Source organism: Paenibacillus sp. FSL L8-0641 (assembly GCF_038006265.1).
Lineage (GTDB): Bacteria > Bacillota > Bacilli > Paenibacillales > Paenibacillaceae > Paenibacillus > Paenibacillus polymyxa_D.
In genome coordinates this window covers 1,029,795-1,055,741 of sequence record NZ_JBBOUW010000001.1, presented here as the reverse complement: position 1 = coordinate 1,055,741, position 25,947 = coordinate 1,029,795, and the positions used below count along the sequence as shown (strand labels likewise).

The 25,947-nt window shown below is 42.4% G+C and carries 22 protein-coding genes and 1 pseudogene; 10 read left to right on the top strand and 13 right to left on the bottom strand.

Annotation, left to right across the window (positions count from 1 at the left end; all coding sequences use genetic code 11):
* Window positions 1-176: 176 nt before the first annotated feature.
* Window positions 177-569: a winged helix-turn-helix transcriptional regulator gene (locus MKY16_RS04710; protein WP_068938572.1), complete on the bottom strand. Its 393-nt coding sequence runs from the start codon at window positions 567-569 to the stop codon at window positions 177-179.
* Window positions 570-712: 143 nt separating this feature from the next.
* Here MKY16_RS04710 and MKY16_RS04705 point away from each other — a divergent pair, with 143 nt between their 5' ends.
* A complete protein-coding gene (locus tag MKY16_RS04705) occupies window positions 713-1,387 on the top strand; it encodes an NAD(P)H-dependent oxidoreductase (protein ID WP_340954352.1) in 675 nt (224 codons plus the stop codon).
* A 101-nt stretch (window positions 1,388-1,488) separates the two neighbouring features.
* On the opposite strand, the gene MKY16_RS04700 is transcribed toward MKY16_RS04705, so the two are convergent.
* The 4 genes from MKY16_RS04700 to MKY16_RS04685 form a co-directional block, all read right to left on the bottom strand.
* On the bottom strand, window positions 1,489-4,344 hold the full coding sequence (locus MKY16_RS04700; protein ID WP_340954350.1) for an S-layer homology domain-containing protein: 2,856 nt from the start codon (window positions 4,342-4,344) through the stop codon (window positions 1,489-1,491).
* Between the two features lie 422 nt (window positions 4,345-4,766).
* A complete protein-coding gene (locus MKY16_RS04695; RefSeq protein ID WP_340954347.1) occupies window positions 4,767-5,474 on the bottom strand; it encodes a hypothetical protein in 708 nt (235 codons plus the stop codon).
* A 136-nt stretch (window positions 5,475-5,610) separates the two neighbouring features.
* Window positions 5,611-6,537, bottom strand: coding sequence for a hypothetical protein (locus tag MKY16_RS04690; protein WP_340954344.1), 927 nt, complete (start codon window positions 6,535-6,537; stop codon window positions 5,611-5,613).
* A 383-nt stretch (window positions 6,538-6,920) separates the two neighbouring features.
* Window positions 6,921-7,337: a MerR family transcriptional regulator gene (locus MKY16_RS04685; RefSeq protein WP_029517092.1), complete on the bottom strand. Its 417-nt coding sequence runs from the start codon at window positions 7,335-7,337 to the stop codon at window positions 6,921-6,923.
* Window positions 7,338-7,677: 340 nt separating this feature from the next.
* Here MKY16_RS04685 and MKY16_RS04680 point away from each other — a divergent pair, with 340 nt between their 5' ends.
* Window positions 7,678-8,718 (top strand): NAD(P)-dependent alcohol dehydrogenase, encoded by a 1,041-nt coding sequence (locus tag MKY16_RS04680; protein WP_250267495.1) that lies wholly within the window; start codon window positions 7,678-7,680, stop codon window positions 8,716-8,718.
* 583 nt (window positions 8,719-9,301) lie between these two features.
* Here MKY16_RS04680 and MKY16_RS04675 read toward each other — a convergent pair.
* The 3 genes from MKY16_RS04675 to MKY16_RS04665 form a co-directional block, all read right to left on the bottom strand.
* Window positions 9,302-10,681, bottom strand: a complete 1,380-nt coding sequence (locus MKY16_RS04675; protein ID WP_340954343.1) for an amino acid permease — start codon at window positions 10,679-10,681, stop codon at window positions 9,302-9,304.
* Window positions 10,682-11,063: 382 nt separating this feature from the next.
* The gene (locus MKY16_RS04670; RefSeq protein ID WP_029517096.1) at window positions 11,064-11,510 is read right to left on the bottom strand and encodes a GNAT family N-acetyltransferase; all 447 of its coding nucleotides are present in this window, start codon (window positions 11,508-11,510) and stop codon (window positions 11,064-11,066) included.
* A 48-nt stretch (window positions 11,511-11,558) separates the two neighbouring features.
* Window positions 11,559-12,026 (bottom strand): MarR family winged helix-turn-helix transcriptional regulator, encoded by a 468-nt coding sequence (locus tag MKY16_RS04665; protein WP_029517097.1) that lies wholly within the window; start codon window positions 12,024-12,026, stop codon window positions 11,559-11,561.
* Window positions 12,027-12,223: 197 nt separating this feature from the next.
* Here MKY16_RS04665 and MKY16_RS04660 point away from each other — a divergent pair, with 197 nt between their 5' ends.
* From MKY16_RS04660 to MKY16_RS04635, 6 genes and pseudogenes are all read left to right on the top strand, one after another.
* Window positions 12,224-13,099: an SDR family NAD(P)-dependent oxidoreductase gene (locus tag MKY16_RS04660; RefSeq protein WP_340954341.1), complete on the top strand. Its 876-nt coding sequence runs from the start codon at window positions 12,224-12,226 to the stop codon at window positions 13,097-13,099.
* Between the two features lie 165 nt (window positions 13,100-13,264).
* Window positions 13,265-13,945, top strand: a complete 681-nt coding sequence (locus MKY16_RS04655) for a hypothetical protein (RefSeq protein WP_318628227.1) — start codon at window positions 13,265-13,267, stop codon at window positions 13,943-13,945.
* The gene (locus tag MKY16_RS04650; protein WP_340954338.1) at window positions 13,942-15,357 is read left to right on the top strand and encodes a phage baseplate assembly protein V; all 1,416 of its coding nucleotides are present in this window, start codon (window positions 13,942-13,944) and stop codon (window positions 15,355-15,357) included. The genes MKY16_RS04655 and MKY16_RS04650 overlap by 4 nt, the downstream gene beginning before the upstream one ends.
* A gap of 12 nt (window positions 15,358-15,369) precedes the next feature.
* A pseudogene (locus MKY16_RS04645) lies at window positions 15,370-16,631 on the top strand (pentapeptide repeat-containing protein).
* Window positions 16,628-17,158, top strand: coding sequence for a hypothetical protein (locus MKY16_RS04640; protein WP_340954336.1), 531 nt, complete (start codon window positions 16,628-16,630; stop codon window positions 17,156-17,158). The pseudogene MKY16_RS04645 and the gene MKY16_RS04640 overlap by 4 nt, the downstream one beginning before the upstream one ends.
* Window positions 17,159-17,163: 5 nt before the next feature.
* On the top strand, window positions 17,164-17,580 hold the full coding sequence (locus tag MKY16_RS04635) for a DUF4280 domain-containing protein (RefSeq protein ID WP_340954333.1): 417 nt from the start codon (window positions 17,164-17,166) through the stop codon (window positions 17,578-17,580).
* Between the two features lie 113 nt (window positions 17,581-17,693).
* On the opposite strand, the gene MKY16_RS04630 is transcribed toward MKY16_RS04635, so the two are convergent.
* A complete protein-coding gene (locus tag MKY16_RS04630; RefSeq protein WP_069012890.1) occupies window positions 17,694-19,172 on the bottom strand; it encodes a protein adenylyltransferase SelO in 1,479 nt (492 codons plus the stop codon).
* Between the two features lie 115 nt (window positions 19,173-19,287).
* Entirely contained in the window at window positions 19,288-19,737 is a 450-nt protein-coding gene (locus tag MKY16_RS04625; RefSeq protein WP_340954330.1) for a VOC family protein, read from the bottom strand.
* A 142-nt stretch (window positions 19,738-19,879) separates the two neighbouring features.
* Between MKY16_RS04625 and MKY16_RS04620 the strand changes: the two genes are divergently transcribed.
* Window positions 19,880-20,818 carry a helix-turn-helix transcriptional regulator gene (locus MKY16_RS04620; protein ID WP_029517106.1) on the top strand — a complete coding sequence of 313 codons (939 nt, stop codon included), beginning with the start codon at window positions 19,880-19,882 and terminating at the stop codon, window positions 20,816-20,818.
* Window positions 20,819-20,909: 91 nt separating this feature from the next.
* Here the strand turns inward: MKY16_RS04620 and MKY16_RS04615 are convergent, their stop codons facing one another.
* From MKY16_RS04615 to MKY16_RS04605, 3 genes are all read right to left on the bottom strand, one after another.
* Complete coding sequence (locus MKY16_RS04615) at window positions 20,910-21,281, bottom strand: hypothetical protein (protein WP_238437976.1); 372 nt, start codon at window positions 21,279-21,281, stop codon at window positions 20,910-20,912.
* 158 nt (window positions 21,282-21,439) lie between these two features.
* Complete coding sequence (gene gnpA, locus MKY16_RS04610) at window positions 21,440-23,614, bottom strand: 1,3-beta-galactosyl-N-acetylhexosamine phosphorylase (RefSeq protein WP_340954328.1); 2,175 nt, start codon at window positions 23,612-23,614, stop codon at window positions 21,440-21,442.
* A gap of 12 nt (window positions 23,615-23,626) precedes the next feature.
* Window positions 23,627-24,646: a glycoside hydrolase family 88/105 protein gene (locus tag MKY16_RS04605; protein WP_340954327.1), complete on the bottom strand. Its 1,020-nt coding sequence runs from the start codon at window positions 24,644-24,646 to the stop codon at window positions 23,627-23,629.
* A gap of 219 nt (window positions 24,647-24,865) precedes the next feature.
* On the opposite strand from MKY16_RS04605, the gene MKY16_RS04600 reads away from it, so the two are divergent.
* Entirely contained in the window at window positions 24,866-25,807 is a 942-nt protein-coding gene (locus MKY16_RS04600) for an AraC family transcriptional regulator (RefSeq protein ID WP_069012887.1), read from the top strand.
* Window positions 25,808-25,947: the final 140 nt, after the last annotated feature.

Sequence of the window (25,947 nt, the reverse complement as noted above, 5' to 3'; positions counted from 1 at the left end):
TATTGTGCAGATGATCTTCCGATACATATGATAATGATTATCAATATCGTAAGAAATATATCAAGCGTCGTCCTTGCTGTCAACTGAAAAACGAACTTTGCACATTCCTTTTTAATAAACCAAAAGACCTGCCAAAATGATGGCCAGGTCTTTTTCGTGGAGCCGTCTTCAAAAACCTACACATTGGGGCTAGGTTGCTGAAGACTGCTTTCTGGTGATCGCTGTTTTGTTTTATATTCTTCTCCCCAATCTTTCATCAAGTTAATAATCGGTATGAGCGTTTTCCCGAATTCGGTGAGAGAGTATTCAACCTTAGGCGGAACCTGCTGGTATACTTCACGGTGAACGACACCATCCTCTTCCAGCTCGCGCAATTGGAGTGTCAGCATACGCTGGGTGATCCCCGGACAGATCCGCCGAAAATCACTAAATCGCTTAGTCCCATACATGAGATGATATAAAATAATTCCTTTCCATTTGCCCCCAATCACGTCCAGCGTGAACTCAACTGGACACGCCTGATCATTCCCAGCGGTACATTCCCCAAAGCCGCCTTTCCGATTGCGCATAGGCTTTTCTCCTCCTTAGTATCATTTTATATACTACAGCACATTAATGTGCGTACTTCAAAAACGATCATGTATATTCTAATATTAAGCATGTCACTTGGTAAGCGTCAATTTTAATCACATCCATAAGGAGTGGAATAACGATGGAAACCTTAGCTACTACTAAAGATCAAATCTTATCTGCATACGAGTTCAGACATGCAACGAAGGAATTCGATAGTCATAAGAAAATTAGCGATTCTGACTTCGACTTTATTCTTGAAACCGGTCGTTTATCTCCAAGCTCGTTTGGCTTTGAACCTTGGAAATTTGTTGTCGTTCAGAGTAAAGCTATGCGTGAGAAGCTACTGCCTTACTCTTGGGGGGCCCAAAAACAACTGCCAACAGCCAGCCATTTTGTACTCATCCTCTCTAGACTTCCTGAAGATATGGTAGCCTCCTCCGATTATATCAAGAGTATGATGGAGAACGTGCAACAATTACCAGCTGACGTGATGCAAGGCAGAGAGAAAGTGTATGATGCCTTTCTAAAATCAGATTTTGCGCTGGAGGAAAATAAAAGAGCCTTGTTCGAGTGGGGCTGCCGACAAACCTACATCGCACTGGGCAACATGATGACTGCCGCAGCTCAAATCGGCATTGATTCCTGCCCTATCGAAGGTTTTAATAAACAGGAAATCGAACGCATCCTCTCCGAAGAAGGCATTATGGATGCCAAGCATTTCGGTATTTCTTGTATGGTGGCATTTGGCTACCGTCTCAACGAGCCGCGTGGCAAAACTCGGCGATCTGTAGATCAGGTTATTGAGTGGGTGTAAAACCTTTTCTCTAAAACAAAGGGGTGTCCCCACAGCCATTTCGATGGCTGTGGGGACACCCCCTTTTCATAAAACCTCAGCTCTTAACTCTTTCCAATTACTTACTGATAATTTACTTCTTCTGCAAAGTAAATATCCTTCAAACGATCCTTTACGCGTTGAATTTCATCCGCTGTTAAAGGAGCCGTTGGACATAGCTTGAAGTTCCTTCCGGTGACATAGCTTACGTCCGTGTGACCATCCAAGTTGTAGTCCATCTTCGGAACCGGTTTTCGGGTATAATCGGTAAAGTCAATAATGGACCATGTCGCATCTCCATCCTCTTTGGATAAAATAATCCGCTGTGAGGCATTTTCGGTCCACAAATAGCGCAGATTTGCTGGTGAATTATTGGAATCCATAGCCGTCTTAATACCTGAGCCTCTAAACATGAGCGTAAACTCCGTATGATCATTATTGGATCCTGCTACCGATTCATAAATCTGTTTCAGCCCGTCCACGCCTACAATCTCAACCTTGCGATCAACAGGGAAGTGGTTCACAAAATTCTCCCATATTGGAGCCATGTTATGGGTGTTGGCAAGTGCGTTGATGTCCAAAATAATGGACAAGTAGTTTACCGTATTTATACGTTGATAAGGGTTATCCAAATATTGCTGTACTATATACAGTTGTGGTGCTGCATCCGTCTCAGTCACATATGGGTCAAGCGGATGAAGAGTCCAGCGTGAGGAATCTTTCGTATAGCGTGATCCAATCGGATCAATCGTAACCGAGTTCATGAATACGGTACCGCTATTATCTGCTAGTCCCTGTGCGGGAACAATTGGATTGTCCTTATGGGACCAGTAAGGCATCAATGGAGAGCCCTCACCATACATACCGTTGACATTATATTGTGTAGCCGACCATCCCATCGCGGATGTAATCCGATAGTGATCTTCTAGCCATTGAGTCTGTTCGGGATTCACCGTAAAGCTGGTCAATGATTTCGGCAGATACTTCCGATATTGGTCTGTGTCCATGCTTTCAAACACGGAGGGTGATCCCATTGTACCGGATTGGTGCAGCTCATTGAATGCATTGTAACGATACATGTATAGCCACTCATCCATCTTTACTTCCCAAACAGGAAGCCCGGGCTCGGTCTGGTTCGGGTACCCCGCCAGAATTCCGACTTCATCTCCATACTGATCGACGAATTCCAGAACCTGTTTAAGCTGCGGTCGATTCGTTTCTAAAAAAACAAAACCGTTTTGCATGGCCCACGTCACTTTGATATTGGGACCAAAGTGGTCCATCAGCAATTGACGCGCTTGCTTGATTTGATCTACCGTAGTCGCGCTTCCCTGCAGCATGATGGAGACAGCAAAGTATTGCTTTTTGCGTTCTCCCGGTACTACTGTTAATTCCGCATCGGATGTGAAGAGAACCCCTTGAGATGGCGACTCAACCGTGATCTTTAATGGAATGACCGAATTTACTACCGGAATCAAATGCAGGTTAGCAATTTTTCCATCCTCATCAAATATCCCTCTGGAATCCTCTACCCGAAGTATCAAGTCTGAGGGCAGCCATCCAGGAGCTATAACCTCTCCATTAGCATTATGAAATACGTAGGACATATTCCAAGCAGCAGGATCTAAAGTAGCAGCCTCTGAAATGGTATACGTAGCCAAGTATACGGACCTGATTACGTTCGGTGGCTCTGCCGGCGGAGTCTTCCCTTTCACGATCAGCTTGGCCTGAGCTGTAAGGACCTGATAAGGTTTGGCAACGGTGACCTTCATTTCTACAGGAATGAAGCTGTCCGCAACCGGAATATTTTCGGGATGTGCAATTTTCCCTTGTTCATCAAAAATACCTAACCCATCACTAAATGTGTACGTAACACTTGTGACGCTGGCAGCAGGAATGCTTACGGGTCGCCCTTTATTGTAGAGCTGAAAAGATAGCTGATACGAAGGGTATGTCTCCGGTTGATTTACCAGCTCCTGCGCCTTGATCACGACCTCATCTACCAGAAAATCCGAAGAATGATCCGGTGGATCTACCGGAATTACTGGTGGTTTGGGTTTAGGTCCCAGCGGTGTCACCGACGGTTCCGGCTTCGGTTCTGGTGGTGTCACCGGAGATGCTGGTGAATCAGGGCTTGGGCGATGCCTTTTAGGCTCCTCGACTTCCGAATTCACAGGTTGTTGACTAATTTCCGGTGTCACATCGACCTCGATCTTCTTCGATTCTTGTTGGCTGGTCGTCTGAGGCATCGTTGCAGTTCCATCTCCTAATGACCCTAGCAAACGCTTGGCACGTTCTCTCAGACCGTCACCGCCTAACCATATTCGATAAGCAACCAGCGTGGCATCCTGCCGTCTCACAGACTCTTTAGGATGGAAATAGTGATTCGTATCTCCCTCGATCAGTTCCAGCCGTTCCATCAGCCATACGCTCGTTTGTGCATAATCTGATATATCAGATTGATCCACAAAACTGGATATACCAGCCGATCGGGTATCTTCAGTAACACCAAAATAGCGGGCATACCAAACGGCCATATCCTGACGAGTCATATTGTGCTTGGCACCGAATAATTGATCACTAATTCCTTTCGTAATGCTCTCTTCCTGTAAGGCCTGTACATAAGGTAGAGCCCATGGTGACACATCACGAAAAGAAGTTACGCCTCTGTTATTCGATGTTCGCTTTAAGGTTTTAGCGAAAATGCTTGCCCATTCCTGTCGCGAGATAAAATGTAAAGGTCGAAAGCTCCCATCCTGATAACCCGTAACATAACCTTGAGCAGCCATGGCCTCAATCGCATCAGCTGCATAGGAATGTTCGATATCGTTAAAGGCTCTGTCCGCAAAAACAGGCGCACTATGTATACAGAACAACCAGACAGCCAGTAAACCAGCCATGTAATGCCTAATTTGTTTTAACTTTTTTTCATAATTCATTATTCGGAATCATTACACCTCCTTTACTAGATAGCACTGAGCCACTTTCGCCTGTACTTTCATATCAACTTTGAAAATTAATCTCTCTTGTTTTCAATCGGTTTTTCATTACTGTTAACACCAAACTGTATATACTTGAATTATCGGAATAATCTCCCTAGGATTGAATAAAGCCAGTAAAAAAAGTAGTTTTGGCAATCTACTATCCTGTTTATTCACCATCTTTTTTTAAGCCGTAATTCCCTATCACTAAACAATGGTTTTCATTGGTAATTAAATATTTATCATCTTTTTGAGTTACTATGTTGATCCCGTATACAAATAAAAAAAGAGATAACATCTGTATCCGCATTCGCTTGAAGAATACAAAATGTTATCTCGTTCTCGTGTACATATATACTTATAAAATCCTGTCTGCTGTTTTAATTCTCTTTAAACTCAGAACCCTTATAAACATAAAAGTAGCCGTTTAAAGCCCCATTTTGTGGATAGGCAGCAGGATCTTTGCCTTTTATTTGTCCAACCAACTCTCGATTTATAAACGCAGGGGGGCCTTCCTCAACTAGCGCTTCAGCAGACATTCCAGTGATTGATTTTACTGTGTTGGACCAGAATGTAACTAAGTAGACATCGTCAGCATTAAAATGATAGCGTTCTTCACTTGGAGTTCCCTCATAAAACAGCTCAGCCAACGAAGCTGCCTCAGATCCTCTCATAAAAATTCGAATCTCATCGGTTCCGTTCCATGTATGAGGAATTCCGCCTTTTGGATTAATGTATTCTACAGTTTCTGGCTCCTTGTCGGTATTAAAATCAACAACTGCATATTTATAAACCTCATCCGTTACACTCTTGGTTGCAAATTCAGTTGTTTTCTCTGTTCGGTAGCCACTGAACTTTCCATACACATTCGGGGTTTTGCTAATCGCAGCAAAGGCCTTTTCCTGATCCATAAATCCAGCTCTACCAGCTACCGGTGTCAGCCTGTAGGTCTTGATTTCAGTCCCCTTGTACTGATCCCAAGTGTATTCGTAATAATATTTCGCATAAGATACTCCACTGTTCCAGCCTACGGATAACAGCATGAGAATACCTATCATGAATACTAACGGCCATTTTTTCAACTTCATACCCTCAACCTCTTTTCTCCAAGTACACTCAAATCATCATTAGCATTATAGCTTTTCAATAAATCTATCGACAGTTAAATATTAGAAGAAAGTGTGGATAAATTATGTCCTTGATAATTTACTATTTGCCTGTGTTTTACTGATCGGTTGCAGCTTTGAGACGTTTTTCCATTTCTGTAGACACCATAATGTTTAATAGCCCCATAAGATTATTGGTCTCATCTCTTGCTTTTTGATAGGCCGCAGCGAAGGCTTTTTCATTCGCGGCAGGGTTTTTAATGTCACTTAGTTTCTTCCACTCGGGCTTAACGCGTTGATCGTACATATCGTACAAGCTGATGTCTGTAGGTGTCTGGGCAACAGGCATCATAGAATCAAATTTCGAGGCAACCTTAAAAAATCCCAGCGTATTTTGGACCGATGGACTAGAATAATCATGCGTCTTCATCGCTTCTTCTAAAATATGAAGTCCCTCTCGTGACAAATAGAGCATTTTGACGAGTCCTCTTTCTGTATTAGAGGTTTCCTCCCACTTCTTGTAGGACTCACCTGGAGCAACTCCCTCTGTAAAAAAATTATAAGCTTCATGAATAAATTCATCTGTATTCAGGTGGATGGGTTCTTCTGTATATAAATTCACGACAGAATCACTGTAATTTGCAATGTTTACATGTTTCCCAGTTGGATTGGAAACCCGCCGAATCGGATGATCCTGCACTCGTACCAGTCCATAACGATCGGCAAAGGTAAGAAGCTGCTCCTGCGTCGTATTTAACCCTATTTGTCCTGCTGGCTGATCGGGTTTCGTTGCTTCTTTAGCCACGTCGGAATACGTCTTTCCATTACTTTTTGTAGCTTGGTCTGTAGTATTGCTCACAACACCATCCACACCAGCCTGTTCCGCATTGTCCGCCTTGGCATTCTGGGTAGTCGTAGTGGTTGCCGTTGCTGCTCCAGTCGTAGATTCACCTTCAATTTGCTTCTTGGAGTCACCGCATGCGGTCAGCATAGCAGTTAAACTTATTACAGCAGTCAACAAAATAATATACGCTTTTGCCTTCATCAGTATCTTCCTCATTTCCTTATGTATCATTCTTTCGTGGTTTGATAGTAGACTTCAATAATATGGAATTAATCTTATCAAAAATAAAAATGAGAGAATACTGGACCATACTCCTGATTATCTTCGATGATTCTATAGTAATTCGTTGTTTTCTGAACTAAAGTCGCGGCTCTCAACCTACATAATGGGCAAATTGCCCGTTGACTTTCGGAATACTTGATCCTCGGTACTACTCCTGCCTGTTCAAGTTACATCATATTTGGTTCCTAGTTTTCTAAAACTGATCGTGCTGTTTTAAATCAGTAGGTTGTAGTAAATCGAATATTACAAACGAAAGCACCTGTAATTCATATAGAAATGGATGAATTACAGATGCTTATCTATTAGTTGGTAATGAGACTCCCTATTTTATTGTTTTTATGAATATTTTCCGTTCCGGCATCCAATGCAGTTTTGTAATATGAGCATTTATGTTCAATAACTTCCATTGTTTTTTTAAGTTCTTCCATTTGTGCTTCTACAGTAGCTTTTCGTTCCATAAACATGTCATATCTTTGTTGTAGTGTGGAATCCCCACCAGAACACCAATCAATGAAATTTTTAATTTCTTTGATCGGCATCCCAGTGGATTTTAGACATTCAATTATTTTTAAAGCGTCGATATCGGATTCTTTAAATAATCTTGTTCCGCTAGATGTCCGTTCTACAAAAGGCATAAGTCCCTCTTTGTCGTAGTAACGCAAAGCGTATGCTGTAAGATTCAATTCTTTTGCAACTTCGCTGATAGAATACGTCTTCATCATGTATCTCCTATTCTTAATGACATAGACTTCGAGTTAACTCTATGATATAAGAGGGATTCTATCAAGTTATTTGTAGAATGTCAAAGTCCCCTTATAGGAAAAGTAGAATCAGATGCTATCTAACGAAATATAATTAGCAAGAAAACAACATTACTGAATAGAGGCTTATAAACCTGCGCTTGACTTAGAGTTAACTATAAGGATTAACATTGATTTGCAAGAGAAAAAGTATAAATGGAAATGAATGAAGGGGAACTTCAACCGACTTCAGCTAGTTTTCAATTTATACCGATATAACTGCATTCTCTTGAAAAATATAAATAATAGGAGGCTATTTATGATAACTGCTAAAGCACGAGCTGTCGATGGCCCAGACAAACCGTTTCGATCGGCTGAAATTAAACGACGGGATCTTGACTCACACGATGTTCTGATTGAAATTAAATATGCCGGCATATGCCATTCTGACATCCACACTGCTCACGGCGAATGGGGCCCAGTGAACTACCCTCTCGTACCTGGACATGAAATTGCAGGGATTGTCACGGAGGTAGGATCTGAGGTTACAAAGTACAGCGTTGGTGACCGGGTAGGGGTTGGCTGTATGGTTGATTCCTGTGGCGAATGTGAGAACTGTCGTAAAGGAGAGGAACAATACTGCCTTAAAGGAAATGTCCCTACCTATGCTGGTGTTGACAAATACGGCGAGCCTACACAAGGCGGATATTCTACCCACATTGTCGTAACTGAGGATTTTGTAGTAAAAATTCCAGATAACATTGAGCTTGACGTGGCTGCTCCATTACTTTGTGCAGGTATTACGACTTATTCACCGTTGAACCGCTGGGGTGCTGGTCCAGATAAGAAAGTGGCCGTTGTGGGAATGGGAGGCCTTGGCCATATGGCTATCAAGATCGCACATGCTATGGGTGCTGAGGTAACCGTTCTATCCCAAACATTAAAGAAAAAAGATGATGGCTTGCAATTTGGTGCGGATCACTATTATGCTACAAGCGAACCAGAAACATTTGAAAAACTTGCTGGGCACTTTGATTTGATTATTAACACGGTAAGTGCTGCCATCGATATGGATGCTTATTTTGCACTACTCAATCTAGATGGAACTTTGGTGAATGTCGGTGCCCCTGGGGAGCCGTTGTCACTAAATGTGATGTCCCTTATCGGACATCGCCGTTCATTTGCTGGTTCAATGATAGGAGGCATCCGTGAGACACAGGAAATGTTGGATTTTTGTGCAAAACACAATATTGTTCCTAAAATTGAAGTGATATCGGCCGACCAGATTGACGAAGCCTACAAACGAGTGTTAGCTTCTGATGTGAAGTATAGATTCGTGATTGACATTAGCACAATGTAAGCTATGTAAATCATAAGTTATACAAGTGATTTTAATTTTGAAGGTGTCCCCAAAGTATTACTTGGGACACCTTCACTTTATTCTGTGTACCATCCTATTGTCCATTTCCTCTTTTTGCATTTATTTGTAATCCAAAGATTCCACCCTTAGAATATAATACATTAGGAATAAATAGGAAGGTGGAACTTATCTATGTTTAAGAAAATGGATATTTACAAAATCCTCACTTTAATATTTGCATTAGTTGTTATGATCTCTTCCTCTTTATCACTCGCATACCCGGACACCTATAGGGACTCATACAAAATCACGCAATTTTTTCTAGGGTTTATATTTTTATTTTCGGGAATTACAGAGTTTAAGGCCAATCGTAAGAGTATAGCAATAATCAACTTCTCAATTTTCGTTCTCACCTTTTTTGTATCTATATTTACACTTGTAGTGCGAACAGGCTAACCACACGGTTCTATACCTCAGTAACAACCCTTCTAAAGCCTCTCCTCGTCATGTAAAAGAAAAGCCGAGCGAACTCAGAATCATCTGAATTGCGCTCGGCAAATGTTACGTATTTAGCAATCTTCTTTTAGTTTTCCTCTAATTCTTCAATTCTCTGCCGCTTTCCTATGCCAAAGATAAAATATCCAACAATGACGATCGCCATGAATATTGCCCCGACAATCAACGGCAAGCGTGTGTCTGGATTAAACCACATTCCAACGATCACAAGCAACAAAAAGATAATGGTGATGTAATTACTGATCGGAAAAAAACGAGACTTAAAGTTGTGATCCTTCATTTCGTCCTTCCACTTTTTCCTGAATTTAAATTGGCTGATGGCTAATGCAAACCACGGTACCATGCCTGGGAGAACACTGGCGCTGTAAATGTACAGAAACAGTTTGGAATTAGGCATTAAGTAGTTAAATAACACTCCTACCAGCAGCAAAGAAATGGTCGTAATAATACTATTTCTAGGAACACCGCTTGGGGAAACTTTCCCGAAAAACTTGGGAGCTTGTCCGTTCTTAGCTAATGTATATAACATTCTGCCCGCACTGTAAATACCACTGTTGCAGCCAGACATCGCTGCTGTAAGAACAACAAAGTTAATGATACCCGCGGCGGCCACAATTCCTACCTTAGCAAAAGTCAAAACAAATGGGCTACCGATCTCGCCTATTTGGTTCCAAGGATAAATTGTAACAATGACAAAGATTGCACCCACGTAGAAAATCAAAATACGCCAGATGATGTTTTTAATGGCTTTTCGCAGTGTCATTTTCGGATTTTCAGCTTCACCTGCCGTAATACCCACCATCTCTATCCCTTGGTAAGCCGCTGTTACAATGCAGAGTGCAAATAGAAACCCTTTCAAGCCACCTGCAAAGAAGCCGCCATGGCTGAACAGATTGGATAGACCTATCGGTTGTCCACCGTTACCGAGTCCAAAAAAGATCATCCCCGTACCCACTACTAGCATGAAGATAATGGCGACAATCTTAATCATCGCAAACCAAAACTCAAATTCTCCATAAAATTTCACAGCCGCCAAATTGGCCAATGCAATAATAATTACACCTGCCAAAGCCGGTAACCATTGCGGGATATCTGGGAACCAGTAGCCCACATATACCCCAATCGCAGTGACTTCCGCCATCCCTACGGTAACCCATAAAAACCAATAGCTCCAGGCGGTCAAGAAACCGGCTAAGGGGCTGATATATTTATGAGCAAATGTAGCGAATGAGCCTGTCACCGGTTCAAGAATCAGCATTTCCCCCATGATCCGCATGACAAAAAACATAATAATCCCAGCTAAGAGATAAGCCAACAGTACTGAGGGACCTGCCCATTTTATCGTACTTGCCGACCCCATAAACAAACCGACGCCAATCGTGCCTCCAAGCGCAATCAACTCAACGTGCCGTGGCTTTAGCCCTCTCGTTAATTGTTTCGATTCCAAAAGAACGCTCCCCTTCGTATATGTTCATCATCAAACGCTAATGATCCGGAAAACTGCCCCCAAACATTATTAATTTTTCAGACTGACGTGGTCGTGAGTGAACGACTACAAAGTAGTTCCACGATTCTTAAATATACAAGGAAACCACGTCCTATTTACCGTCCAAACCTTACTGTTTCTAAGACCGAGTCCGTAGCATTAGATGCATTGTATGACAAAAAACGCCTAAATACAACTGCTAATTAGCAGACATATTTAGGCATGAAATGGAAAGGAAGGTGATTCATGTTTTCTGAACAATGGTCAATTTAATGCGATGCATTAGAGTGCTAAACATAACTAGTTTTTCAATGATAAATATCACGATATTAAGCCTATGTATTTATTTGAGATTTTTTATAAAGTTTTTCTGATCCTTGGTAAACATATAGCCACGTCGTTCATAGAACCTGTGAGCCTGTATCCGACTTGGGTGAGATAACAGTTTGATCCCGGAAAATCCATGGGACTTTCCCCACTGTTCAAGACGCTCAATCAACATGCTACCTATACCTTGATTTCTATACTTTTCTTTAACAACAAATCCTAGTATATTCACCAAAGATTCAGAAAAAAGTAATTCATGTGGGCTTCCATGAATATATCCTAATACCTCGTTGTTTTCTTCATAAACAAAGATTACATCTTTTGATTCCTTTATAATCATTTCAATTTTCTCTTTTACTTTTACTTCAGGAAATAGATATAGATTGGGATTAAAGTCTTGGTTTAACAAATAAATATCATGATAATCAGTTCCCCTAATTTCCCTAACATTTTTTTCTTTCACTTTTTGAAAGCCCCCTATTTTCATCATCCGATGCTTTATGTCGAATCATTACTCCTCGCAATCTTGACCGTTAAAACAATTCAGCATACCAATAAACGCTTCAAGTTTGGAATTCTCCCATGTTGAAATGCGTTGATAAAACTCATTTTCTTTTTCTTTTAAAGCTTCTAGGGCTTTTTCACGACCATTAGCTGTCAGGGATATTAACACTCCCCGACGATCCTCAGGGTGAGTTTCACTTTTTACATAATTCAAGTGTTTAAGCTGAGTAACAAGTCGGCTGACAGAGCTTCGATCCATAGCGGTGGATTCCGCCAAAAATGTAGCGCTTGCCGGACCGTACGAAAGAAGGCAGCGTACGATCAGAAAAGCCGCAGGTTGTAATGATGGATCGAAAAGTGCCGCTGTTCTTACATTGAGTGCATGTGACGCGCTTATAAGTGCATTAAGTTGTTCACCAAGATTCAGTTCTAATTGCTCTCTTGTAGAATTTGAATGTTGAGTTTTATGATCCATATGTCTCCACCTTATTTGAATGAGTTTGAATATATTTGACATATATCAATCAAAATACATATACTTGATATATATCAATCATATTTTCGGCTTTGATAAGTGTCAAGCAGAAGATCTACAGTATAAAGCATCTACAACCTTAAAGCGTAAGCATGAATAAGAATGTAATTGGATCGAGAATTAGGAGGATGATGTATATGTCGACATACCCGACTATTGTAATCACTGGTGCTACTAACGGTCTTGGACAATTAGTAGCAATTGAATTAGCCCAACGCGGAGCGCATCTAGTCTTAACAGCCAGAAATGAAAAGCGTGCTGAAACGACTAAAAATGTTCTAAAAGATCTGGCGCCAAGTACAAAGGTAGACTTTTTTTTCGGGGACTTGTCTCTTATGAAAGATGTCAGGCGTATTGGTGATGAAATTAAAGCTAATTATCCAAAGATTGATGTATTAGTGAACAATGCTGGATTACATGGATTTGAACAGCGAATAACCTCAGAGGGTTTGGCAGAAATGATAGCCGTAAACTATCTTGCCCCGTGGCTGTTAACGCATACCCTACTCAATTCACTCATGGAATCCACAAATGCTAGGATCGTCAATGTGGCTTCTGAAGCGTCACGCAACCATGGCGAATTAAAATTACCGGAGGATTTAACAGATATATCTGCATTTACCGCAAGAGGTTCATCTAAGATATACGGAAAGACTAAACTTCTTAATATCATGTTTACAGAAGAACTTGGACGTCAGTTGTATGGAACCGGAATCGTAGTCAACGCACTTAATCCAGGATTTAACGTTACCGGCCTTGGCCGTGAGTTAGGATTTTCTTCAGTACTTGCAAAAATATTGAACGCTTTGCACATCGGAGACCCACGAAGAGGAGCAGAAATTATTATTCGTTTAGCAACAGAATCTCAATATCGAGAAGTGACAGGTGGATATTTTAATGTTGGCACTGGTAAGCCGATTGTGCCGACATATCCTGGTGGGGATAGCAAGATGCAACGCCTACTTTGGAGTACTACTACCGAATTGTTACGGCAAAAAGGGGTTATGGCATGAAATAGGAGCTATTATCAAATAATGCCCTCCAACGAATGGTTCATTTTGTAAACTAAATCTCTCTTTTAACCGATAAATACATATGCTGGTTCTGTACTTAAATATCTCCTCCCATCTTTACATATTCAAGTACAAACGTGTATTTTTCCTAAAAGGGGGCTTCCTATGAACTATCTAGACGAGCATATACTTAGCCTCAAAGCTAAAATGGTGGATCGGAAGACAGCTAATAACGATAATGTGAAATCCATTCCAGCTCAAACTCAGAAATCGGAACAGGACGGTTCCATGTTTGAAGAAACAAAGCTACTTCATATTGAAAACGATTATCTCGCATTGGAGCCCATTACAATACTACACGGAGAAATTGGTTTCTACATTCCCAAGTCCTTTACTCCTATGCCAATGGAGCAAGCTATAATCAAATATCCTTCAGAGCATCGACCAAAGGTCATTTATACCTCATCTGAGGAGACTATCAATATCACCTTTAATCCTACAAATACCGCTCTGGAAGCGGAAGAGCTGCCCGATTTTGTAGAGCAAATGGCGGATATTTTACGGTCTGTACAACCGATTCGCAACTGGTTAGGTACCGAAATGGTTATCAACGGTTCCGGACTTTCAGTTGGGCAGATTCGTTTTGTGGCGGCGGGGATCGACGGTAATTTATACAACGAAATGCTATTCTTCATCCACAATGGACGAGTTGTCATAGGTTCCTTTAGCTGTCTGGAGGTAGATCTCGAAATCTGGTTACCTGTAGCAGAATACTGGGTTCAATCCCTTTCTGTCCTTCCACCCTCCACCTATTCTACAAATGAGAAAGGAATGACTACACCATGAGTCTGGGATACGATCAAATTCACATTCACCCTTATGAACAAATGGATCTAGAAGAGCTTACCTTAACGAAAAAAGTTAACGAGCATACTCGGCTTTATTTTACAGGTGTTATCCCCGAAGACTTGCAAGACAGTTACGTGGAAACGACAGAAAAAAATACCATCATTGAAGTCAGCCAACAAGATGAGTCTGGCGCAAGCAAGCCGTTATTTAGTGGGATTGCCCTCTCGGTCGAGGTAAAAGTCGTGCGAGGTGTGTACTATCTGGAGGTGGAAGCTATTTCCCATACGTACCGGATGGACATCAAGCAGCGTACTCGTTCTTTTCAGTATACGAAAATGACGATTCCTCAAATGCTGGAGCACATAGGTAAGGACTATGAAGGACTGGATGTGATCGACGGGGCTACTGGCGGAGAAGCCATCGGGCGGCTTGCCATTCAGTATCAGGAGACAGACTGGGCTTTTTTAAGACGCATAGCCTCCCGTTATCATACGAGTCTGATGCCTGTAGCCCGTTTTGACAGTCCCAAATTTTATTTTGGTATTGAGGACAGCCCTGCACAGGCGATACTGGATCATACCCGTTATACCGTACGTAAGCAATTGCTTCCTTTTCGTTATTTTCAGGAGAATGAACAGACCAAACTGAGTGAACACGATTTTATTTTTTATGAGGTAGAAACAGATGAGGTACTCGACTTGGGTGCTCAGTTGAATTTTCAGGGGCATAACTTGTATGTCATGGAAGCCTACACCGCCATGAGTCAAGGACTGCTGCGGCATCAGTATGTGTTGGGTTCTTACCAGGGATTTCGGCAAAAAAGCTACTACCAGGATAAGCTGGCAGGAGCCTCATTAAGCGGTGTTGTACTGGACGTACGTCAGGATCAGGTACGCATTCATCTGGATTGTGATGAACAACAAGACGCAAGCAAAGCACACTGGTTCAACTATTCTACTGTGTACAGTGGCGGTGGCCATACTGGCTGGTACGTCATGCCAGAAAAAGGCGATTCCGTTTCTCTCTATTTCCCTGGTAGTCGGGAAGAAGATGGCGTGGCAGGTAGTGCGGTGAGACGGGCAGATCGCAAGAGTACGCATAACCATTTTTCCAATCCACAAATGAAAATATGGCGTACCCCGCATGGTAAGGAAATTCGGCTGGGACCGGATGAACTGGTCGTTACAGGCAAGGACGGCGCTATTTACATCAAACTGGATGATAAAGAAGGCATTCATATCACCAGCAGCAAGCAAGTGAATATTTCGGCAGGAGGCAATCTCAGCCTGTCTGCGGGAAAGACGATGAGTCTGTCCGCAGGTAGTCAGCTCCGTATGGATTGTAACGGCAGTCATATTGAATTAAGCGGGTCAGCGGATATGAAAGGCAGCGAAGTGAAGTCAAATTAAGGATGATTAGCAATGGAAAAGCAAACAGATGTGTTAGATCAGCAACAAGCAGCTCTTCAACAGGCTTGGTCTCTCATTCGCAAAGAATGGGCGTTGAATGTAAATCAAAACAAACACAACGATTACAGCATATAGTAGAACATTTTCGGGCCTTTTGTGAGCTCGTTCGGCAAAAGCAACTCACAGGTCGTAAAGGTCATATCGGTTACATCACCTACTCCATGCTGCGCACCACATGGCTTGAACAGAAGCCCGTTTATCTTGTTGAAGCTACGGATGCCTTATGGATGCTTGATGCTGAACCCGTTCAGTTGGAATACGATGCAAGTTGGATTTTTCTCTATTGGACTCAATTACATGAACAACTTGGGGCTGAAACCTTGAACCAGCAAGTCTCCCTTTCCGAACTTGAATTAGAGCAGATCATGCTGGAAGCAGCGGGATATCTTCATACGATGATCGTTAGTCTGGTTCGTCAGGCTATGAAGCAAGCAGTCCACCTACCAGAGTTTGAGGCGTTGGATCGTGAAGAAGCTTTTGAGATTCGCGTCGGAGAGTATATGGATCATAGTGTCTCCGTGTACCGGGAAGATCGAAGACCCGTGGATGCTAACATCATAAAGTCTTGGCTGGAGGAAAAAGAAGAATCGGCCTACAGCTACCAAGCACTGTCTCAAGTGCAACTGTCGGATGGAGATTACAGTTCCTTGGATTTTCGTTATACAGTCTTTCGCCAGATCGGGATGCAACAAAGCCGATTGCATCACTGTATCCTCGTAGGCACGGTATGGCAAGAAGCTCAGCTAGATGGAACCGACTTTTCGCACAGCCTGCTTCACGGAGCCGATTTCAGTGGCTGTTCCCTGCAAGAGGCTGTGCTGGACGAAGTTATAAGCAATAGCGAATATGGATCGGATGCTTGGCTGGATTGGGAACCGCTAGGATTGGATGGAGTGGATTTTACAAGAGCTAATTTACAGGGAGCTCGTTTTCAACATGCACAGCTTCAAGGAGCTACTTTCCAAGATGCCGCGCTGCAAAGAGCTTTATTTAACGGCGCGGATCTAACAGGTGCCTGCTTTGTAGGAGCTGATGTCACTGACGCTTCGTTTATAGGTGCATGTTTAGTAAAAGCTAATTTTACAGGGGCAAAGCTACACCGGGCAATCTTTACAGATATCCAACTAAGCGAAGCCATTGGTCTTGCTGCTGTAGAAGCACCCCTGGTTACACAGGTAACAGATACAGTGAGTAAGGAGAGTGGGGGTAAATGAGATATTTTCGACTCATGGTGGACGAGCGCGTAAAGCATCGGGTAGAGACTGCGCCCCTGTCTCCCTTGCAGGTGGAAGAACTCCTTTCGGGTCATACCATTCAGGCGGAGGACACTCCCCTGTTTTTAGCAGTACATACAGATCCACGAACCGTATATCCGGATTTTCTGGAGTTCCCTTTGCCACTGGTTTCAGACTCCATGAAAGTCCTGTTGGAAAAATATATGCCGGAGCTGGAATGGAAGGTCGCTATACTTACCGATTTTCAGAAGGCCAGGCAGGATGTGTACTGGATATTGCGTCCACCTGTGGTGGATTGTCTTTCCTCACAAACCAAGTGGTATCCTGACCATACCTTGAAGCAGTTGGTACTTAAACACGGAAAAATCCAATCGTCTATATTTCGGATCGCCGGCTTGTTGGAAGCTCATATCTATATCAATCTCGCGGTAGCGGAAAGTCTGCTGCGTCGTCCATTTACAGGTGTTCGTGTGCAAAAAGTGGAGATGTCCACAAAGGAGGAATAATCCGTATGGAAGAAGCAAGTGTGCAGCCTGGATCAGGTGCGAAAAAAAGCTATGTCGTAGCAGGTGCGATTTTAAGCTGTAGTTATGGTACACAGCCTACGCGTTTGAAGCGCCCTTTTAGCCACGGGGTGTATGTCAAAAATAAAGCCCAGATGAATATTGGAGATTATGTGCCTGGAGTGAACATAAAATCTTTTGGAAATTGCTCCAGTCCGCTGAATCCGGCTGTGCAAGCCAGTGAGATGGTCGATATTTATGGGGTGAAAAAGGCTCCATGTATTCCTGTTCTTACGATGCCTTGGCTGAACGGAAAAAACGACATGCGCATCGAAGGCCAGCCTGCTCTTACACAGAACTGTACGCATCAATGTCTTTATTGCGGGCACATACAAATCGAAAATGACGGTCAAGAGCTGGATTAATTAGTTGCAGCCTACCAAAATAAAAACAAAATGCGTTGGTGAGAGATTGGCTATCTTCATCACCAACGCATGAAATAGGTTATCATCGAGTTGTTCAACATGATTACATTACATTAGGTACCGCAAAAGGTTCGGTATGAGCAGTTGGATTTCTCAGGCAATGTAGAGTAAATAGCCTGTTCGTCAGAATAAGCATAAGGGTTCGAAAGAACTTCAAGGAGTTGCTCCATCACATGGTAGTCTTCTCGTTCCACCGCAGCTTCCAATGCTTCTTCTACTCGGTGGTTGCGCGGGATGATTGCAGGATTGCTGCTGCGCATCAGCTGATGCGATGAATCTTGGGATTCCTGCTGTCTGCCCAGTCTCGCCTGCCACTGCTCGTGCCACTGGGTGAATTCCTCAGTGCTGAACAGAACCGTATCCTCCAGCTTGTCCAAAGTTAGGGCACGGAAGGTATTGGTGTAGTCAGCACGATGCTTCTGCATGATATTCAGAAGATCCTCAATAAGAGATTCATCCTCCTGCTCTTCGTTAAAGATCCCTAGCTTCGCTCGCATTCCTGCAAGCCAGTGACTGTGAAACATTTTTACAAAATCTGAAATTGCATCCTCAGCCAGTGTGACAGCCTGCTCCCTGTTGTCATGCAGCAGTGGCAAGAGCGTCTCAGCAAATCTCGCGAGATTCCACGCAGCAATATGCGGCTGATTGGCATAAGCATAGCGTCCCTGCCTGTCGATGGAACTGAATACCGTCTCAGGATCATAGGTATCCATGAAGGCGCAAGGACCATAATCAATGGTTTCTCCGCTAAGGGTCATATTGTCGGTGTTCATCACCCCGTGAATAAAACCAACCAGCTGCCATTTGGCAATCAGCTCGGCCTGACGCTTAATCACTTCCTGAAGCAGTGAAAGGTAACGGTTTTCGTCATTGGCAACTTCCGGGTAGTGTCTTTCCAATGTATAATCAGCCAGAGCACGGAGATCTTCGGACGTGCCCCATGCTGAGACGTATTGAAAAGTTCCGACGCGAAGATGACTGGCAGCCACACGGGTCAGAATGGCACCGGGCTGCTCGGTTTCCCGGATGATCGTCTCACCTGTGGATACCACCGCCAAGCTGCGGGTGGTAGCAATACCTAGCGCATGCATCGCCTCACTAATGATGTATTCACGAAGCATCGGACCAAGTGCCGCACGCCCGTCACCACCACGGGAGTATGGCGTTCTGCCAGAGCCCTTGAGCTGAATATCAACCCGTTCACCCAAGGGATTGATCTGTTCGCCAAGCAGCAGAGCACGACCGTCTCCTAACATGTTAAAATGCCCGAATTGATGTCCTGCGTAAGCTTGAGCAAGAGGCGTAGCCCCTTCAGGAATTTGGTTGCCGGCCAGCTCCGCTACGCCATCATTCCTTTGCAGCGCCGTGCCGTTCAACCCCAGTGATGCTGCCAACGGATGATTAAGTATAATCAGCTTTGGTGAGCGGACAGGAGTTAGGTTGAGCTTTGTAAGCATGGATTCCGGCAGACGAGAGTAACTGTTGTCGAAGTTCCACCCTATTTTATCTGCTATTTCTTTTCTCTCCGTCATAGTGTCTCCTTTTCTGCTGTGGTATCTTGGATTTTCCCCTTTTAGTTTTTACCTCTGTCCATTTATTATCCACTTTTCACCATGCTATTGTGCTTTTTAGCTTTTAACAACCTTTTTATTGTAATCGATTATCAAACATTAATTGTATTTGAATACCGAACGGGTCTTCAATAATACCGTAGGCTTGGCTAAACATATTATTAGATAAAGGCACGATAATTTTCACGCGATTATCTGTAATTAAGCTATGATAAAAATGTTTAATTTCTTCTAAGTCAGCACTTTGAATACATAATGAAGTGTTATTACCAACTGTATATTTTTCACTGGGATTCATTGTATCTTCTGCTATCATTACTTTTGTTTTTCCGATGGATAAGACAGAATGAGAAATATAATTTTCATTTTCATCCGTAATCTGTATGGAACTGTCACGTTGGGCCATGTCTTGATAGGTAACCAGAAACAATTCCTCTGCGTTGAAGTGTTTTTTGTAAAAATGTATAGCTTCCTTTGCCTTTCCGTTCATGGATAAGAAAATAGCTACTTCCAGTGTTGCACTCATGATATCAATCTCCTTTATATATAATCTTAGTCAGGATTTTGTAAAATCCTCAGGTAGATATCTTATGAATTTGATATATTCCCTTAAGCTTATTATCATATAAAAAGGTATCAAAACATGACACCTTTATAAGGAGGTTTAGATGAAGAAATCAGAAAGATTAAATGATATGATCAGATACTTAAACAGTCGAGAGTTCTTTAATTTAAATGACCTGATGGATAAATACCATATTTCAAAAAGTACAGCTCTACGTGATATTCATTCATTAGAACAATTAGGTATGCCTATTTTTTCGGAACATGGCAGACATGGGCGATATGGTATCTTAAAAAATAGGTTGTTATCTCCCATTATTTTCACGATGGATGAAGTATATGCTCTGTACTTTGCAATGTTGACGTTAGAAGCTTATCAATCCACCCCCTTTCATTTAAGTATTAATAAACTCAATGAAAAGTTTGAACACTGTCTTTCTAAAACACAAATAGACCAGATTCATAAAATGAAAAAGGTCTTACAATTTGAAGTATATCAGCATACTCATGTTAGTCGTTATTTAGATAAAATTCTAACAAGCATTCTTAATGAGAGTACCTGTAAAGTTAAATATGTAAAAAATAATCAGAAAAAAAGTTACTATATTCAATTTTTCAAAATTTCCGCTAAGTTTGGTCAATGGTATGCTACTGGCATAGAGTTAAATACGAATAAATATAGAGTTTTCAGATGTGATCGAATAACCTTAATAGAAGAAGAGGAGAGCAATTCTGACTTTTCTATAGATGAGCTCCTTAATCGTTCATTAGAAATGTATCAATCCGAGAAGAGCATTGACTTTGAAGTAGAGATTGTAGAACAAGCGAAGGACATTTTCTATAAAGAACATTATCCCTCTATGAAAATAGAAAATGGTGATAAGACAGTCATTAAGGGATTCTATAATCCTGGAGAAGAAGAGTTTATCGCTCATTATTTTATGAGATATGGTCATTATGTACGATCTGTGAAGCCTGAATCTTTAAAACAGATTATTAAAGAAAAAGTTGAGCATCTCTTGAACCACTATCAAAAATTATAAGATCATCGAAGGTTTGTTCAACATTTCCTCTACCTTTTAGCAAGGAAAAGAAGGATCAAGCTCCTTTTCCTTGCTAACGATGACATTTGAATTATGGCTTCCGTTTGGCGATAACAGCATAGGAGACCGTTCTTGTGAATCCAGTTGGATTCCATGCAGTAAAGAACCATCTGTCTTCCGCCGCAGAATAGTTATCGAGAAGAAACCCTTGCTGATTTCCAGAGAAAATCCATGAACCGCTAATCAGATTGTAGGCGTTACCGTTAATCGTAGTGCTTCTAAAGCTATTTGGGGGGATAGTAACCGCAGCGAAAGTGAAACGCGCAAATCCATCTCCAAGTTGAGTTACACGAATGGCTTTTTTAAGATTCATAACCACGTGACTTCTTTTTTTTAACTTTCTTCCCAACTTGGCTTCCGCATTTTTAATTTTCATTAAGGTTGCCTTTCTCAAAGAAATCATCTCCTTCATTGTTTTACTTATAGTTAATGATGGAGTAGATACTTTTGAATGGACAAAATCCCCGGTAAATTGGCTGGATTTTCTGGAGGTGCTAAAACAAAGAGCCCTTCCTTAAATAAAGGAGGGCTTGACACCGCTACTCTTATTATTTTCCGTTTCTATACCGATTTTGTTAAGCCAATACGAGTGATCATGGTGTCATACGGATCTAATTCCATCGTTTGTTTGCCATATTCCGTATCAACCGTCGTTCTTTGAAGTTGATCGCTATTGTTAATAACCACCAACATTTTACTTTCTGGATAATAAGCACACTCTGTATATAGGTTATCCGTAATGTACTTCGTTTCATGTAACTCATTACCTGCAAAGCGAATCATATTCAGCAACAACCTTGTGTTTTCCCAGCTGAATTCGAATGAAGGAAGGTAAATTCCCTTTCCTTTACCGAAGGCATGTGTAGACAGTGTTATCATACCACTTGCTTCCTCCACTACCGCAGCTGACCCATCCGTAAGATAAATGCTATTCTTTGGCGTTATACTTGCCCCCTCAGGCACCAAACCATACTCATCCCTAACCTCATATGTCCATCTTCCATGACCTACCCTGGAGCCTGTATCCTCATCCAGTCCGAGAACATGCGCCATTCTAAAAAAGCTGTCGTGACCTTCTACCGCCGAAGGCTGATTGATGCCAATAAAGATACCACCTTCGTAAACCCATTGGGTCAGTAAGTCCACACACTTGTTGTCATTCCAGTACTCCCCACCACTCCATGCTGAACCAGCAGAGCCGGCATTGATCACTACATCACAATCCTGTAGAATTCCCTGACGGATATCTTCAAAGTCAATGAACTGCACTTCAATCGGCAATCCAGATAAAGCTTCATTGACATGAATCAAATCATGCATATACGTTTCATGGAAATGTCCGGACAAGGTCCACGATCTCAATTTCCCCCAGCTATGCAGAATAGCTACCTTCGTCTTCATTTGATAGGGTTTGCCTTCATGATGTAGTTCTTTAATTTCTCTGAATTCATTGGCAATCTTTTCGATGTAATCGCAAAAATCCGGGTAAGGCTCTACAAGGTGCAAATATCCGCCCAATCCAATCCGGTCAATAGGCTCCCGCAGCAAGGCGCGCCGGATATTAATCCAATACTTTTTGGCATCCAGCGTGGGGTCGCCCCCCTCCATAAAGGTAGGAAGCCCGCCTAAGCCAACCGGAAATAAGTATGGATGCAGCCGAATCTCATGCGTATTCACTTTCACACCTGAACACAGCCTCGCCTCATAACCTGAGAACACACATTTGATCAATCCGTCAAAACCAAGCTCTTGGAAACGGTCATTATAGGGCTCCATACCAACCCAACTGTCATCATAAAACACATAGGCCAGCTTGTCGTGCTTATGCACAATATCAATTAATTTCTTGCCAAATTCGATTACAAAATCATTGATAAATGCCATCCAATCCAGCTTGCGCTGCTCAGCCGGGATATGACTGACGTGGTATTTCCCGCCATTCACAAAATCCTCGGCAGTCATCGAATACCCGTATTTCTTGGCAAACAGATCAAGCGCCCTTGAGCTTACCGTAAAATCGTATGAACCCCAGTCAGAGAACAGATGGCGATTGCGCTCACTACTGCCCCAGATCCAGGCGAAATTATAAAATAAGGAAGTGAACCGAACAACCGTGGTCTCCTTATGCTGAAGGCACCAATCTTCCATCCAATCCAGCAGATACTGTTGCGTTTCTGCATAGATAGGATCAATCTGCATCAAATGCTCTTTGTCCCAATGATTCGTGGTGTGATTGTACATGGAAATCTCTTCCCAGATCCGGTAGGCCATAAAGCTTACCGTGTATTTATGCCAAGGAACAATTCCGGTAATGACCACGTTTCCGGATTCCCTTTCATAATTCCACTGTTCTCTTGGAACTTCCTCTCCGGTCGTTCTGTCAAAAACCTGCCAATAGTTAAACGCTTCTTTGGAATCATTCACTTTGAACTGTTCAGCAAAAAAATCCTCCATCAGATAGATGGATACATAATCTTGTACAGCTACCTTTGGATTTGTCATTAAAAAACACTGCTGTAGCTTATCTAGATTGTGGGACGCCCACTCGTTATGATCTCTGATGATACAGATTGTAGAATAAATGCCGTATCCAGCATTTATAATCTCATCGGACAATTGCGTGCCGTCACTGTCACGGATGACATCGGCACCCCACCGTTCAGCTAATTTCAGGGTCAGCGCCTCATAACCGGATTCTCCCGGTAGTGTAAAGGCCCCCGTTGTTTGTTTGGACAACTTGGTTCCCTCCTAATTCAACATATCAGACAGAAAGGCCAATGCCAGGCCTTGACCCCAGCCCTGAATCCAGTCTTTTGGAATATTGCGATACCCATCCCGATCTTTCATGACCGCTGTGCCGCCCGACACACCTAGTACCCGTCCGTCCTCGCTGATATGGTTCAAGATGCCCTCCAATGCCTTTTGCACGTATTTGGTATGCAGCGGATTGCCGTTATTGATCATGGCCGCCGCGATACCGCAAGATGCCGACACTTCTTCATAGGACTCCTCGTCATCCAGTACCGTCCGCCACAAACCATTCTCCGTTTGAACACCCTTTAGTGCCGCCAGTTGATCCCGAAGCGAACACTCTACGTCCATGCATTGCGGATACAAGTACCAGTCTTTTAAATGAATTTTGACTTGCGACATGGTATATGCTCCCCAAGCATTCGCTCTCCCCCAGAAAAATCCGGACATGTGATCCTGCTTGACATTATTGTAGCCATGGTACCAGAGACCGCTACTCGGGTCTTGCAGGTATTTGATATGCCAGTAATATTGATTTAAGGCGTCCTGGATCATGGCCTCATCCTTTAATTTGGTTCCTACACGCAGCAGAAAAAATGCCGCCATAAACAATGTGTCCGCCCATGCCTGTTCCGGAAAATCATTAGCCACGGATACCGTATGCTGCAAAACATGGTCTCCGAACCGGAGAGCATTGTTTTGGATGTAATCCACCTTGCTCATCACAATATCCCAATATTTTGAATCTCCTGTTTCTTCATACAATGTGATCAGCATATGGCCCATAGCACATGTGTTTACCGTCCAGTGCGGCAGACCCAGCTCGATATATTCATCTGCCCACTGCACAAGCATATTCAAATACTCTTTATTTCCTGTTTTTGTATAGGCTCTGGATACACCATAATAAGCCACACCGCAAGGCCAGTCCCACGTCAAATCCATCGCCATGGTTTTTCTGACGACTTTGTCGATAACTTTTAATATCTCTTCCTTGTCACAAACCAATTGAAGCATCTTTATTCCCCTCTCTTAGCGCCCACGCTCCCAAAAGCGCTTGAGAGCTGTTCGTCACTATTTTGAAAACGCTTTACTTATTCCATTCTACGCAGTAAAATAGTCTCCATCTAAGCATATTCGCAACAAAACTGCGCATTTCCAATCATTTATGTGAGGATTTTACAAAATCCTGATGTATATCTGCTGGTTAAAACCAAAGTCAAGGGGGTATTGAATATGCCCAGAAAAAAGAAGCCCGTTATAGAATATCGACACTATAGCTTGCCCATAAATTTCCCTGTCTTGCTATTAAGCGGTGAACGTTGGAAGATTTCTGATATTAAAAGTGAGCATCTCCATTTCCATAACCATTTGGAGATTGGTATATGCTATTCAGATAGCGGCGTCATGGAGATCAAAGGAGAATCTGTACCCTTCAAAGCCGGCGATGTGACCTTCATCCCCAGGTATCTTCCTCATACCACGTATAGTTCGCCAAATACAGCCAGTCTGTGGTCTTATATCTTTTTTTCACCAGAGGATCTCTTTCAACATTCATTTAAAAGTGCTTACAGCAACTTCGAACCAAATTTGTGGGTGGTGAAGGGAAAAAACTGTATATTGAATAAGGAGCAGTATCCCAAGGTTTATACACTTGCAACTTCGATCGTAGAAGAATTAAAACAGCAGAATCCTTACTATCAGGAAAGTGCCTATGGCTTATTGCTATCCCTTTACATAGAACTCCTTAGAATTCATTCCAGGAATGAACTGTTGGCAGATCAAGAAACAGAGCATAGCCTGAAAAACGATTTTGTCATTTCTCCGGTTTTGGAATACATCACGAAAAACTATATGAACCCCATTACGATGGATTTTTTGGCCGACCTGTGCCATTTAAGTACAACTCATTTTCGAAGAAAATTCCATGAAATTATGGGGACGTCGCCTCTCGATTTCCTAAACAGCACCCGAATCGAAGAGGCTTGCAAGCAGTTAAAAAGCACGGAGGATTCTATTCTTTCGATCTCCGAACAAGTCGGTTTTCACTCCATTTCCAGCTTCAACCGTTGCTTCTCCAGGCTTATGGGAAAGCCGCCAAAAGAATGGCGTAAAGGGGCACAATCTGAAGCGCAATCTGCGAAAGCGTCTATACTGGAGTTTACGGGATGGGTTTAGCATAACAGCAGAAATAAACTTGATAAAACGAACTCAACATCATGAATATGGATTAAACCTGAGCCATATAAATATAGTCTGCATGTGGAGCCTAAAAATAAACGTAATGATGAAATCGGTGAATCTCACAATATGACAAC